This window comes from Leifsonia sp. Leaf264 (assembly GCF_001422325.1).
GTDB lineage: Bacteria > Actinomycetota > Actinomycetes > Actinomycetales > Microbacteriaceae > Orlajensenia.
Genome location: NZ_LMMR01000004.1, coordinates 514,711 through 527,831, shown reverse-complemented (window position 1 = coordinate 527,831; position 13,121 = coordinate 514,711). Strand labels below are relative to the sequence as shown.

Below are 13,121 nucleotides of genomic sequence, written 5' to 3'. Positions count from 1 at the left end.
GAGGCACGGGAGCCGAGCGTCAGCGGTGCGAGAGCTCCTCGGCGACGAGGAAGGCCAGTTCGAGTGACTGCATGTGGTTGAGGCGCGGGTCGCAGAGCGACTCGTAGCGGGTCGCCAGGTCGGCCTCGTCGATGTGCTCCGAGCCGCCGAGGCACTCGGTGACGTCGTCACCGGTGAGCTCGACGTGGATGCCGCCCGGGTGCGTCCCCGCCGCACGGTGGGCCTCGAAGAAGCCCTTCACCTCGTCGACCACGTCGTCGAAGCGACGCGTCTTGTAGCCGAGGGGCGTGGTGAGGCCGTTGCCGTGCATGGGGTCGGTGACCCAGAGCGGCTGCGCATCGCTCGCCTTGATCGCCTCGAGGAGCGGAGGCAGTGCCTCGCGGATCCGTCCGGCTCCCATGCGGGTGATGAAGGTGAGGCGACCGGGCTCGCGGTCGGGGTCGAGCTTGTCGACCAGGGCGAGCATGTCGTCGGGCGTCGTCGTCGGACCAAGCTTCACGCCGATCGGGTTGCGCACGCGCGACAGGAAGTCGACGTGGGCGCCGTCGAGCTCGCGAGTGCGCTCTCCGATCCAGATGAAGTGCGATGAGGTGTTGTACGGCGTTCCGGTGCGCGAGTCGATGCGGGTCATCGGCCGCTCGTAGTCCATCAGCAGGCCCTCGTGGCCGGTGTAGAACTCCGTGCGCTTCATAGCCTCGAAGTCGGCTCCGCACGCCTCCATGAATCGCACGGCGCGGTCGATCTCGCCGGCCATGCCCTCGTAGCGCTGGTTTGCCGGGTTCGCGGCGAAGCCCTTGTTCCAGCTGTGCACCTGGCGGAGGTCGGCGAAGCCGCCCTGGGTGAAGGCTCGGATGAGGTTCAGGGTCGACGCGGCCGTGTGGTAGCCCTGCACGAGGCGGGCGGGGTCTGCCGCGCGCGACTCCGGCGTGAACTCGTAGCCGTTGACGATGTCGCCGCGGTAGGCGGGCAGCGTGACGCCGTTCCGGGTCTCGTTGTCGCTCGAGCGCGGCTTGGCGAACTGGCCGGCCATCCGGCCCATCTTGACGACGGGCATCGATGCGCCGTAGGTGAGCACGACGGCCATCTGCAGCACGGTCTTGACGCGGTTGCGGATCTGGTCGGCTGTGGCGCCGGCGAAGGTCTCGGCGCAGTCGCCGCCCTGCAGCAGGAAGGCCTCTCCGCGAGCAGCAGCGGCCAGGCGGTCGCGCAGGATGTCGACCTCTCCGGCGAAGACCAGGGGCGGCAGGGCCGCGATCTGGGCGGATGCGGCGGATGCTGCATCCGCGTCGGGCCATGTCGGCTGCTGCTTGATCGGCAGCTCACGCCAATAGTCGAGACCCTCGATGACCGACGTGGCTGCGAGCACAACAGGTTCGGTGGGGTCTGACACGACGTGGATTCCTTAATCGAGAAATGGCGGATCCGTGCCAGGGCACGGTTCCGGCAAGCCTAGCGCGAAAGGCCGGCCCGCTTCTCCTTCACGGAACTGGCGTAGACGTCGACGTATTCCTGACCGCTGAGGCGGCCGAGCTCGTACATGATCTCGTCGGTCACGCTGCGCAGCACGAAGCGATCGCCCTCGAGGCCCTCGAACCTGGAGAAGTCGAGGGGATCGCCGAAGATGACGCCGACCCGGCGCACGCGGGGCACCCGGGTGCCGATCGGCATGACCTTCTCGGTGTCGACCATCACGACGGGGACCAGCGGCACGCCGGCCTCCAGGACCATGCGCGCGACACCGGTGCGACCGCGGTAGAGCCGCGCGTCGGGGCTGCGGGTGCCCTCGGGGTAGATGCCGAGGATCGTGCCCTCCCCGAGCACGGCGAGGCCGGTGTTCAGGGAGGCTTCGGAGGCCTTGCCCCCGGAGCGGTCGATCGGCAGCTGACCGGCCGCGGTCAGGAAGGTGCGGGTGAACCACCCCTTCAGCCCGGAGCCCGTGAAGTACTCGCTCTTGGCGAGGAAGACCATCCGGCGCTTCATGATGAGCGGCAGGAAGATCGAGTCGATGAATGAGAGATGGTTGCCGGCCATGATGACGGCGCCGTTCTCCGGGACCTTGTCCAGTCCGATCACCCAGGGCCGGAAGATGCCCAACACGAGTGGGCCCACCACGATGTGCTTCATCACCCAATAGAACATGCGACTCCTCGAGCCATCAGCCTAGCGGCCCCGTTCCGCGTCGACGGAAGGGGCCGCGTCGGTCGTTCAGGCGCCGGTGGCGCTGATGCGGGCGAGGTCGGCGGCGCCGACGACGCCGGCGTCGTTGACGAGTTCTGCGATCAGGAAGTCCGGAGCCGGGTGGTAGCCGCGGGCAGGCAGGTGATCGAAGTACGCCGAGCGGATGGGGTCGAGCAGAACGTCGCCCGCCGCTGCCACTCCGCCTCCGAAGACGAAGACCTGGGGGTCGAGCACGGCCGAGAGGCTGGCGGCTGCCTGGCCGAGCCAGTGGCCCAGCGTGCGCAACGCGGCATGGGCGCCGGGGTCCTCGGCGGTGATGAGCTCGCTCAGGAGCTCGCCCGTCAGGCCGTTGTTGCGGTCCCGGACGTCGGCGAGGGTCTGGCCGATTCCGCCGGCCGTTGCGAGCTCGTTGGCGAAGCGCAGCAGGGCACGGCCCGAGCCGTACTGTTCGATGCAGCCCCGCGCGCCGCATCCGCACGGCAGGCCGTCGGGGACGACGCGCATGTGGCCGATCTCGGCGCCGGCGCCGAAGCCGCCGCGCAGCAGGCGGTCGCCGACGACGATGGCGCCGCCGACGCCTGTTCCGATGGTGAGGGTCACCATGTCGGAGTACAGGCGCCCGGCTCCGTAGCGGAACTCGGCCCAGCCGGCCGCGTTGGCATCGTTCTCGATGAACACCGGGAGGTCGAGGCGCGCCTCGAGCTTCTCCCGCAGCGGCTCGTTGCGCCAGTTGATGTTCGGGGCGTAGTAGACGGTGGACTGGGCGGCATCGATGAAGCCCGCGGCGGCGACACCGGCAGCTGCCACCTGTTCGCCATCCGCCAGCACCCGGATCATGTCGACGACGGCGTCCTCGAGGGCTGCGGTGTCGGTCGGGGTGGGCACACGCTCCGAGCGCACGATGGTGCCGAACTCGTCGACGAGTGCACCGGCGACCTTGGTGCCGCCGATGTCGATTCCGATTGCCTGCACGCTGGTGACCTTTCGGACGGAAGGGGGTGGATGTCGCGGCGCTGCCAGCACGGAGGCCGCACAATGCACCACGTAGAGTGTATGCAACAAGTTCTACCGGAGACGTTCCCCTCCCGATTCGGCACCGTCGCCGAGGCCGTGAGGAACCCGTGACCACCCGGTGCCGAAGGAGATACCGTGAACCAGTTCGACGCGCCCGCACTCAGTCCAGCGGACCCCGACGCCAACACCACCGACCTGTTGATCGGTCGGCTCGCCGAGGCTCCGGATGCCGTGCTCTTCTCCACCCCGACGAAGGATGGCGGCTGGTCCCCCATCACCACGCGGGAGTTCCACGCCCAGGTCGTCGCCCTCGCGAAGGGCTTCGTCGCCGCCGGCATCCAGCCCGGCGACAAGGTCGGCCTGATGTCGAAGACCCGTTACGAGTGGACCCTGGTCGACTTCGCCATGTGGTTCGCCGGTGCCGTGCTCGTGCCGGTCTACGAGACCAGCTCCCCCAGCCAGATCCGCTGGAACCTCTCGGACTCCGGCGCCATCTCGCTCATCGTCGAGACGGCCGACAACTTCGCACGCTTCGACGAGGTGCATCCTGAGCTCCCCCTCATCCAGAACGTCTGGCAGATCGACCTCGGCGACCTCGACAAGCTGGCCGCCCAGGGCGTCGACGTTCCGGATGCCGAGATCGAGCGTCGCCGCAACCTCGCCGTCGGTTCCGACATCGCCACCCTCATCTACACCTCCGGCTCGACGGGCAAGCCGCGCGGCTGCGTGCTCACGCACTCCAACTTCGTCGAGACCAGCCGCAACGCCCGCCTCGGCCTCGGCGAGGTCCTCGAGGACGCCTCGACGCTGCTCTTCATCACGACGGCGCACGTCTTCGCCCGCCTCATCGCGGTGCTCGCTGTGCACGCCGGAGTGAACGTCGGCCACCAGCCCGACACCCGCTTCCTGCTGCCGTCGATGGCGAGCTTCAAGCCGACCTTCCTGCTCGCCGTCCCCCGGGTGTTCGAGAAGGTCTACAACGTCTCCGAGCAGAAGGCGGAGACCGGCGGTCGCGGCAAGATCTTCCGCGCAGCGGCCGATGTCGCCATCGCTCACTCGAAGGCGCTCGAGGACGGCGGACGCGTGCCGTTCGGCCTCAAGGCCAAGTTCGCGGTGTACGACAAGCTCGTCTACGGCAAGCTCCGCACGGCCCTCGGCGGCCGGGTGAAGTACGCGGTCTCGGGCTCAGCCCCTCTCGGTGCCAGGCTCGGCCACTTCTACCACTCCCTCGGCATCACCATCCTCGAGGGCTACGGCCTCACCGAGACGACGGCGCCGGCGACGGTCAACCGTCCGGCCAAGTCCAAGATCGGCACCGTCGGTCCGGCGCTGCCCGGCGTCTCCATCCGCATCGAGGAGGACGGCGAGATCCTCGTGAAGGGCGTCAACGTCTTCGAGGGCTACTGGAAGAACCCCGAGGCCACCGAGGCCGCCCTGAAGGACGGCTGGCTGCACACCGGCGACATCGGAGCCCTCGACGCCGACGGCTTCCTGACTATCACGGGCCGCAAGAAGGAGATCATCGTCACTGCCGGCGGCAAGAACGTCGCCCCGGCCGTGCTCGAGGATCCCATCCGCGCGAACCCGCTCGTCGGACAGGTCATCGTCGTCGGCGACCGTCGCCCGTTCATCTCGGCACTCGTGACGCTCGACCCCGAGATGCTCCCGGTGTGGCTGAACAACGCCGGCGAGGATGCCGCCATGACCGTGACCGAGGCATCCGTCAACCCCGTCGTCATCGCCGAGATCCAGCGTGCCATCGACGTGGCGAACGAGAGCGTCTCCCGCGCCGAGTCGATCCGCAAGTTCCAGGTGCTGGCCACCGACCTCACCGAGGAGAGCGGCCACCTCACGCCGAAGCTCAGCATCAAGCGGAACGTCATCCTGGCGGACTTCGCCGACGTCATCGACGAGATGTACTCGGGAGCTCCGGCGACGACCGGGATCAGCCTCGCGGGCTGATCCGACCACCGAACGCACGACGAGGGCCCCGGATGCGTCCGGGGCCTTCGTCATGTGCGCATCCGGATCCTGCCAAAGTGGCCACCACATCCGGACACCGTCTCGGCCACGCCGACGGCCGATGCCGCGACCCGACCGCAGACGGGCAGAGTGGGACCATGCCCCCGACAGCCACAGTGCGCACCGCCGTGCCGGCCGACCTGCCCGAGCTCATCGAGCTCGTGCACGAGCACGCCGAGTACGAGCGCGCAGCGCCGCCACGCGCTGACCTGATCGACGGGCTCGCGCGACTGTTGTTCGGCCCTGGGCCCCGACTGCACGCCATCGTCGCCGACTCGGGCGACGACCTCCTCGGCTACGCCACCGCGAGCCTCGAAGCCTCGACCTGGCAGGGCCGGGAGTTCCTGCACCTGGACTGCCTGTTCCTGCGTCCGGCCGCCCGCGGAGCCGGTCTCGGGGGTCGCCTCGTCGCCGCTGTGCGCGAGCTCGCCCGCGAGAACGGCGCCGACAGCATCCAGTGGCAGACGCCGGACTGGAACTCCGGCGCCATCCGCTTCTACGACCGCACTGGAGCGACCCGCAGCGGCAAGCAGCGATACACCCTCGTGCTCTGATCCCCTCGAGCACCGACCCATCACCGACACCCCCACCGAGAGAAGGGCGACAGCCATGATCACCATCCACCTCCGCTACGAGATCGATGCTGACAAGCTCGACGACTTCACCGCCTACGGACGAGCCTGGATCCGCCTGGTCGAGAAGCTCGGCGGCACCCACCACGGCTACTTCATGCCCAGCGAGGGAGACAGCGACGAGGCGTTCGCGCTGTTCACGTTCCCGTCGCTGGCGGAGTACGAGGTCTATCGCACGGCGTCGAAGACCGATCCCGAGTGCCTCGAGGCGTTCCAGCTGGCTCGTGACACCCAGTGCATCCGGCGCTACGAGCGCCGCTTCCTCACTCCGGTCTTCGAGTGATGGCCGACGGATGCCGCATCGCCGCGATGCGGCATCCGTTCGCCATCGGCTAGAACCAGCTGCTCTCGCGCACTTCCTTCATGGCCGAGCGCCGGTTCGGCTTGTCGAGCCGATCGAGGTAGAGCAGGCCGTCGAGGTGATCGGTCTCGTGCTGCAGCGCCTGGGCCATGAGTCCGGAACCGCTGAGCTCGATGGGCCTGCCGTCGAGGTCGATGCCCTCGGCCCGGGCGAACGGGTAGCGCATCGTCGGGTACCAGAGGCCGGGCACCGAGAGGCAGCCCTCGTCGACCAGCTCGGGCTCCCCTGACAGTTCGGTGAGCACCGGATTGAGGATGTAGCCGACCTCGCCGTCGACGTTGTAGCTGAAGGCGCGCAGGTTCACGCCGATCTGCGCGGCGGCCACGCCGGCGCGACCGGGAAGCTTGACGCTGTCGATGAGGTCCTGCACGAGCGAGCGGATGCCGTCGTCGATCTCGACGATCTCACTCGAGACTGTCTTCAGGACGGGGTCGCCGAACAGGCGGATGGTGCGGTCGGTCATGCTCTTCTTCTCGAGGTGGCCGCGGCTCAGAGGCCGCGGTCGGCGGGCAGGCCCTCGACCACGAGGGCGGCGAGGATACGGGCGGCGTGGCGGGTGAGGGGCTTCAGGTCCTTCCAGTGGATGACCGAGCCTGCCGCCAGCACGGGGTCGTACGGGATGCGGACGATCTCGCGCACCCGGGACTGGAAGTGCGTCTCGATCTCCTCGAGCTTGACCAGGTTGGTGCCCTGCGTCGCCGTGTTGAGGGCGACGATGGCGTTGCGCACGAGCTCGCCGTAGCCGTTGGCCTCGAGCCAGGTGAGCGTCTCGGACGCCAGGCGCGCCTCGTCGACGCTGCCGCCGGAGACTATGACGATGGAGTCGGCACGCTGCAGCGTCGCCCGCATCACCGAGTGCACGATTCCCGTGCCGCAGTCTGTGAGCACCATCGAGTAGAAGCGTGCTGAGAGGTCGGCGACGACGTTGTAGTCGTCGGCGTCGAACGCCTCGCTCAGCATCGGGTCGGTGTCAGAGGCCAGGATGTCGAGCCTGGTCTCATCGCGGGAGACGAGGGCGGAGAAATCGGTGAAGCCGCCGATGGACGGCGCCTTGTTCACCACGTCGCGCACAGTGGAACGGGTCTGCCGGGTGATCCGCTCGGACAGCGTTCCGCGGTCGGGATTGGCGTCGATGGCGATGGTGCGGTCTTCGCGCGCATCGGCCAGGGCCATGCCGAGCAGGGCGGTCACAGTGGTCTTGCCGACCCCGCCCTTGCGGGTGAGGACGGGCACGAACCGCGTTCCGCCGTAGAAGTGCCGTTGGATGCGGGCGTCGAGGTCCTTGCGGGCTCGAACGCGGGCGGAATCGCCGCGATTCACCGTGTGGAAGGTGGCCGAGTACAGGAAGCGGTTCCAGCCTCCCTCCGGCGCCGGCCGGGTGCGCCGGTTCGGCTCGATGAGGCGGTCGGCCGTGAGCATGTTGGGCGACTCGGGCCCCTCGCCGCTGTAGCCGGCCGAGGCCTCGGCGTCGGACTCGATGGGTTCCAGCTGCGAGCGGTGGTGGCCGGCCGCGGCCCGCACCGGCGGCTGCACCGTGATGGGCACGGAGTGCGTCGACCGCTCCGCCACGACGCCGGGGTTAACGGCGACATCGGGGATGGCGACGGCGACCTCGTCGTCCGGTGCCTCGGGACGCGGCGCCGGCGGCAGGTCGACCTGGATGCTCAGGCTCTCGGGGAGGGCGGAGGCGAGATCGTCGCCGGCGTGCGGCGCGAGCTCGCTGTTGTACTCGTCGCCCGCTCCGCGCGCTCGGCGCGCGCGCAGTTCGAGTCCGTCATCACTGGGGGGCACAGGGGCCTCTTTCTTCGTCGGGAACAGCGTTCGAGCCTAGCGCGGCACGACCACGACGAGAAGATCGCCCGCGTCGACCTGCTGGGTGCGCGGGATCGCCACCCGTTCGACGACGCCGGCGATGGGAGACGTGATGGCCGCCTCCATCTTCATGGCCTCGATGGATGCGACGGCCTGGCCGGCCTGCACGGAGGCGCCGACCTCCACCTGCAGGGTCACGACTCCGGAGAACGGGGCGGCGACCTGACCGGGCTGGTTGGCATCGGCCTTCTCAGCCGCCTTGCTCTCGACGGCGATGCTGCGATCGCGCACGAACACCGGCCTCAGCTGCCCGTTGAGGGTGGTCATGACCGTGCGCATGCCCTTGTCGTCGGCCTCGCCGATGGCCTCGAGACCGGCGTAGAGGCGAACGCCCTTGTCGATCTCGACCACGTGTTCCGCCCCCTGGCGCATCCCGTACAGGTAGTCGGGGGTGTCGACGACGGAGAGGTCGCCGAACAGCTCGCGGATCTGCTCGTACTGGCGGGTCGGCGCGGGGAACAGCAGGGTGTTGAGCGTGGCGCGCCGGGTCTTGCTGTCGGAGGCCAGGGCGGCGCGCTCGGCCTCGGTGAGCTCGGTGACGCCGACGCGCACGGTGCGCCCCTCGAGCACCTTGGTGCGGAAGGGCTCGGGCCATCCGCCCGGAAGCTCGCCCAGCTCGCCGGCCATGAAGCCGACGACGGAGTCGGGAACGTCGTACTTCTGCGGGTTCGCCTCGAAGTCGGCCGGGTCGGCCTTCACCGCTGCGAGGTGCAGTGCGAGGTCGCCGACGACCTTCGACGACGGGGTGACCTTCGGGACGCGACCGAGGATCTTGTTCGCGGCGGCGTACATGTCCTCCACGAGCTCGAAGTCGTTGGCGAGCCCGAGCGCAATGGCCTGCTGGCGCAGGTTCGACAGCTGGCCGCCCGGGATCTCGTGGTGGTAGACGCGACCGGTGGGGCCGGGCAGTCCGGACTCGAACGGGCGGTAGACCTGGCGAACGGCCTCCCAGTACGGCTCGAGGTCCGACACGTTCTGCAGGGAGAGGCCGGTGTCGCGCTCGGTGTGCGCCAGGGCTGCGACGAGCGACGACGCCGACGGCTGGCTCGTGGTGCCGGCCATGGGCGCTGATGCCACGTCGACCGCGTCGACGCCGGCAGCGGATGCCGCCAGCAGGGTCGCGAGCTGGCCGCCCGGGGTGTCGTGCGTGTGCAGGTGCACGGGAAGGTCGAAGCGCTCACGGAAGGCCGTGACCAGCTTCGCTGCGGCCGATGGACGCAGCAGGCCCGCCATGTCCTTGATGGCGAGCACGTGTGCGCCGGACTCGACGATCTGGTCGGCCAGCCGCAGGTAGTAGTCGAGCGTGTAGAGGTCTTCGGCGGGGTCGAGGAGGTCGCCGGTGTAGCAGACGGCCACCTCGGCGATGGCGCTGCCCTGGGCGAGCACGGCCTCGATGGCCGGCCGCATCTGGTCGACGTCGTTGAGGGCGTCGAAGATGCGGAAGATGTCGACGCCGGTGGCCGCGGCCTCGGCCACGAAAGCCTCCGTCACGCTCGTCGGGTACGGCGTGTAGCCGACGGTGTTGCGTCCGCGCAGCAGCATTTGGAGGTTGATGTTCGGCAGCGACTCGCGCAGGGTCGCCAGGCGCTCCCACGGGTCCTCACCGAGGAAGCGCAGGGCGACGTCGTAGGTGGCGCCTCCCCAGGCCTCGACCGAGAGCAGTTCGGGGGTGAGACGGGCGACGTAGGGCGCGACGGCCGTGAGGTCGCGCGTGCGCACGCGGGTGGCGAGCAGCGACTGGTGGGCGTCGCGGAAGGTGGTGTCGGTGACGGCCAGCGCGGTCTGGGCGCGGAGTGCCGCTGCGAAGCCCTGCGGGCCGAGTTCGAGCAGTCTCTGCCGCGATCCGGCCGGTGCCGGCTGCGACAGGTCGAGCTTCGGCAGCTTGTCGACGGGGGTGACGGTTGTCGGTCGCGGTCCGTTCGGCTGGTTGACCGTGACGTCGGCCAGCCAGTTGAGGATCTTCGTACCGCGGTCCTTCGAGACGCGGCCGCGCAGAAGCTCCGGGCGCTCGTCGATGAAGGACGTGCTCAGGTCGCCGGCGATGAAGGACGGGTCCTCGAGCACCCCCTGCAGGAAGGAGATGTTGGTCGAGACGCCGCGGATGCGGAATTCGGCCAGTGCACGACGGGCACGCGCGACGGCCGCGGGGAAGTCTCGTCCCCGCGCCGTCATCTTCGCGAGCATCGAGTCGAAGTGCGGGCTGATGTTGGCACCGGGGTTGATGGTTCCACCGTCGAGACGGATTCCGGCTCCACCTGGGGACCTGTAGGTGGTGATCTTGCCGGTGTCGGGCCGGAATCCGGCCGTCGGATCCTCCGTCGTGATGCGGCACTGCAGCGCCGCTCCTCGCAGCCTGATGTCCTCCTGGTGCAGGCCGAGGTCGGCGAGGCTCTCCCCCGCCGCGATGCGGATCTGCGACTGGACGAGGTCGACATCCGTCACCTCCTCGGTGACGGTGTGCTCGACCTGGATGCGCGGGTTCATCTCGATGAAGACGTGCTGGCCCGCACGCTCTCCCGCGGTGTCGAGGAGGAACTCGACAGTGCCGGCGTTGACGTAGCCGATGGACTTCGCGAAGGCGATGGCGTCGCGGTACAGGGCCTGGCGGGTCTCCTCCGGCAGGTTCGGTGCCGGGGCGATCTCGATGACCTTCTGGTGGCGGCGCTGCACCGAGCAGTCGCGTTCGAACAGGTGCACGGTCTCGCCATCGGCGTCGGCGAGCACCTGCACCTCGATGTGGCGGGGGCGGAGCACGGCCTGTTCGAGGAACATGGTCGGGTCTCCGAAGGCGCTGTCGGCCTCGCGCATGGCCTCCTCGAGGGCGGCGCGCAGCTTGTCCTGGCTCGCGACCCGGCGCATTCCGCGACCGCCGCCGCCGGCGACGGCCTTGGCGAAGATCGGGAAGCCGATCTCCTCGGCCTGAGAGAGCAGCAGTTCGACGTCCTTCGACGGCGGGGTGGACTTCAGCACGGGGACGCCGGCGGCGATGGCGTGTTCCTTCGCCGTGACCTTGTTGCCGGCCATCTCGAGCACGTGCTTGCCCGGACCGATGAAGGTGATGCCGGCGGCAGCGGCGGCCTCGGCCAGTTCGGGGTTCTCGGAGAGGAATCCGTACCCGGGGTAGATGGCGTCGGCGCCGGACTCCCGGGCGACCCTGATGATCTCGGCGACATCGAGATACGCACGCACCGGATGCCCGGGCTCACCGATCTGGTAGGCCTCGTCGGCCTTCAGGCGGTGCAGCGAATTGCGGTCCTCGAACGGGAACACGGCGACGGTCTTCGCACCCAGCTCATAGGCGGCGCGGAAGGCGCGGATCGCGATTTCACCGCGGTTGGCAACGAGGATCTTCTGGAACATACAGGCCTTTCGTGAGGCGCGCGGCACGGGTCTGACGGTTAGGTTCTCCCAGACTAGTGAAGGTAACGTATCTACTTGTGCACGTACTCTCCGTCAGCTCCCTCAAGGGTGGCGTCGGCAAGACGACGGTGACGCTCGGACTCGCTTCAGCGGCGTTCGCCCGCGGCATCCGTACCCTTGTCGTCGACCTCGACCCGCAGTCCGATGTGTCGACCGGAATGGCCGTCAGCGTCGCCGGTCACCTCAATGTGGCCGACGTGCTCGCGAGTCCGAAGGAGAAGATCGTGCGTTCGGCGATCGCTCCCAGCGGCTGGACGCGTGGCCGCCCCGGCTCCAAGCTCGACGTGATGATCGGAAGCCCGTCGGCCATCAACTACGACGGACCGCACCCTCACGAACGCGACATCTGGAAGCTCGAGGACGCCCTCGAGACCATCGAGAAGGAATACGAGCTGGTGCTCGTCGACTGCGCACCGACCCTCAACGCGCTCACCCGCACGGCCTGGGCCGCCAGCGACCGCGTCGCCGTCGTGACCGAGCCCGGGTTGTTCTCCGTGGCGGCGGCGGACCGCGCCCTGCGTGCGATCGAGGAGATCCGCCGCGGCATGTCATCGCGCCTGCAGCCTCTCGGCATCATCGTGAACCGCACCCGCGTCGCCTCCCTCGAGCACCAGTACCGCATCAAGGAGCTGCGCGACATGTTCGGGCCGCTGGTGCTCTCGCCTCAGCTGCCTGAGCGCACCTCGCTGCAGCAGGCGCAGGGCGCCGGACAGCCGCTGCACGCCTGGCCCGGCGACAGCGCGCAGGAGATGGCGCGCTACTTCGACCAGCTCCTCGACCGTGTGCTGCGCACCGCGCGCATCGGCGAGTACGCGCACCTCGCGGCCCCGCAGCCCGTCGAGCGCCCGGCGATCGACCGCTCGGAGCAGTCGGCGGGCTGAGGCCGGCCTCCGCTGGTCGAGTAGCGAGCGAGCGCAGCGAGCACGCGTATCGAGACCCGATGCGGTGCGACCGACTCCGTCGGGCGCTACTCGATCAGCGGGTAGGACGTGTGAGCGGTGCCCTAGGAGATCTTGCGCGTCTGACGACGAGCGGCGAGCTCGTCCATGGTGTCGACGGGGTGCGAGTCGATCTCGACGAGCGTCGACTCGACCTCCCGCAGCACCTTCCCGACGGCGATGCCGAACACGCCCTGGCCGCGGCTGACCAGGTCGATGACCTCGTCGTTCGAGGTGCACAGGTAGACGCTGGCGCCGTCGCTCATGAGAGTGGTCTGGGCGAGGTCGTTGATGCCGGCCTCACGCAGCTGGTTGACGGCGACGCGGATCTGCTGGAGGGAGATGCCGGTGTCGAGGAGGCGTTTGACGAGCTTGAGCACGAGGATGTCGCGGAAGCCGTAGAGGCGCTGCGATCCGGAGCCGGCCGCGCCGCGCACAGTGGGCTCGACGAGTTCGGTGCGGGCCCAATAGTCGAGCTGGCGATAGCTGATGCCGGCAGCGCGTGCTGCGACGGCTCCGCGGTAGCCGGAGTTGGCGTCCATCTCGGGGAGTCCGTCGGTGAACAGCAGCTGCAGATCGTAACGATCTGCGTCACTCCGACTGAGTTCACTCATGGATTTCGCCTCTTCCGACAGGATGCGCACAGTCCGTGCGCCGCTTCACTCACGGTACTCAGGTCAGTGC

11 protein-coding genes are annotated in these 13,121 nt (G+C 68.9%); 4 read left to right on the top strand and 7 right to left on the bottom strand.

The genetic code is table 11. The features are described from left to right. Nucleotides 1–19: 19 nt before the first annotated feature. From ASF30_RS07850 to ASF30_RS07840, 3 genes are all read right to left on the bottom strand, one after another. Nucleotides 20–1,390: a class II 3-deoxy-7-phosphoheptulonate synthase gene (locus tag ASF30_RS07850; RefSeq protein WP_055904224.1), complete on the bottom strand. Its 1,371-nt coding sequence runs from the start codon at nucleotides 1,388–1,390 to the stop codon at nucleotides 20–22. 59 nt (nucleotides 1,391–1,449) lie between these two features. After that, nucleotides 1,450–2,139 (bottom strand): lysophospholipid acyltransferase family protein, encoded by a 690-nt coding sequence (locus ASF30_RS07845; RefSeq protein WP_055904221.1) that lies wholly within the window; start codon nucleotides 2,137–2,139, stop codon nucleotides 1,450–1,452. Between the two features lie 66 nt (nucleotides 2,140–2,205). After that, nucleotides 2,206–3,150, bottom strand: a complete 945-nt coding sequence (locus ASF30_RS07840; protein ID WP_055904219.1) for an ROK family glucokinase — start codon at nucleotides 3,148–3,150, stop codon at nucleotides 2,206–2,208. A gap of 177 nt (nucleotides 3,151–3,327) precedes the next feature. On the opposite strand from ASF30_RS07840, the gene ASF30_RS07835 reads away from it, so the two are divergent. The 3 genes from ASF30_RS07835 (at nucleotide 3,328) to ASF30_RS07825 (ending at nucleotide 6,129) form a co-directional block, all read left to right on the top strand. Continuing rightward, nucleotides 3,328–5,154 (top strand): AMP-dependent synthetase/ligase, encoded by a 1,827-nt coding sequence (locus ASF30_RS07835; RefSeq protein ID WP_055904216.1) that lies wholly within the window; start codon nucleotides 3,328–3,330, stop codon nucleotides 5,152–5,154. 158 nt (nucleotides 5,155–5,312) lie between these two features. Beyond that, nucleotides 5,313–5,768 (top strand): GNAT family N-acetyltransferase, encoded by a 456-nt coding sequence (locus ASF30_RS07830; RefSeq protein WP_055904834.1) that lies wholly within the window; start codon nucleotides 5,313–5,315, stop codon nucleotides 5,766–5,768. A gap of 55 nt (nucleotides 5,769–5,823) precedes the next feature. Then, nucleotides 5,824–6,129, top strand: a complete 306-nt coding sequence (locus tag ASF30_RS07825; RefSeq protein ID WP_055904214.1) for an NIPSNAP family protein — start codon at nucleotides 5,824–5,826, stop codon at nucleotides 6,127–6,129. A gap of 49 nt (nucleotides 6,130–6,178) precedes the next feature. Here the strand turns inward: ASF30_RS07825 and def are convergent, their stop codons facing one another. Genes def through ASF30_RS07810 form a run of 3 tightly spaced genes read right to left on the bottom strand, consistent with a single transcriptional unit; the run spans nucleotide 6,179 to nucleotide 11,439 of the window. Next, nucleotides 6,179–6,670: a peptide deformylase gene (def, locus tag ASF30_RS07820; RefSeq protein WP_055904211.1), complete on the bottom strand. Its 492-nt coding sequence runs from the start codon at nucleotides 6,668–6,670 to the stop codon at nucleotides 6,179–6,181. Between the two features lie 26 nt (nucleotides 6,671–6,696). Next, nucleotides 6,697–7,998: a MinD/ParA family ATP-binding protein gene (locus tag ASF30_RS07815; RefSeq protein ID WP_082467586.1), complete on the bottom strand. Its 1,302-nt coding sequence runs from the start codon at nucleotides 7,996–7,998 to the stop codon at nucleotides 6,697–6,699. A gap of 36 nt (nucleotides 7,999–8,034) precedes the next feature. Then, a complete protein-coding gene (locus tag ASF30_RS07810; RefSeq protein WP_055904208.1) occupies nucleotides 8,035–11,439 on the bottom strand; it encodes a pyruvate carboxylase in 3,405 nt (1,134 codons plus the stop codon). Between the two features lie 77 nt (nucleotides 11,440–11,516). On the opposite strand from ASF30_RS07810, the gene ASF30_RS07805 reads away from it, so the two are divergent. Further along, nucleotides 11,517–12,380, top strand: coding sequence for a ParA family protein (locus tag ASF30_RS07805; RefSeq protein ID WP_055904205.1), 864 nt, complete (start codon nucleotides 11,517–11,519; stop codon nucleotides 12,378–12,380). A gap of 122 nt (nucleotides 12,381–12,502) precedes the next feature. Here ASF30_RS07805 and ASF30_RS07800 read toward each other — a convergent pair whose 3' ends face one another. Continuing rightward, nucleotides 12,503–13,051 carry a MerR family transcriptional regulator gene (locus tag ASF30_RS07800; protein ID WP_055904202.1) on the bottom strand — a complete coding sequence of 183 codons (549 nt, stop codon included), beginning with the start codon at nucleotides 13,049–13,051 and terminating at the stop codon, nucleotides 12,503–12,505. Nucleotides 13,052–13,121: the final 70 nt, after the last annotated feature.

What these genes read in the sequence shown, in the direction of transcription:
- ASF30_RS07845 (WP_055904221.1), bottom strand. Translation starts at nt 2,139, where the DNA reads ATGTTCTATTGGGTGATGAAGCACATCGTGGTGGGCCCACTCGTGTTG.
- ASF30_RS07830 (WP_055904834.1), top strand. Translation starts at nt 5,313, where the DNA reads ATGCCCCCGACAGCCACAGTGCGCACCGCCGTGCCGGCCGACCTGCCC.
- ASF30_RS07825 (WP_055904214.1), top strand. Translation starts at nt 5,824, where the DNA reads ATGATCACCATCCACCTCCGCTACGAGATCGATGCTGACAAGCTCGAC.
- def (WP_055904211.1), bottom strand. Translation starts at nt 6,670, where the DNA reads ATGACCGACCGCACCATCCGCCTGTTCGGCGACCCCGTCCTGAAGACA.
- ASF30_RS07810 (WP_055904208.1), bottom strand. Translation starts at nt 11,439, where the DNA reads ATGTTCCAGAAGATCCTCGTTGCCAACCGCGGTGAAATCGCGATCCGC.
- ASF30_RS07800 (WP_055904202.1), bottom strand. Translation starts at nt 13,051, where the DNA reads ATGAGTGAACTCAGTCGGAGTGACGCAGATCGTTACGATCTGCAGCTG.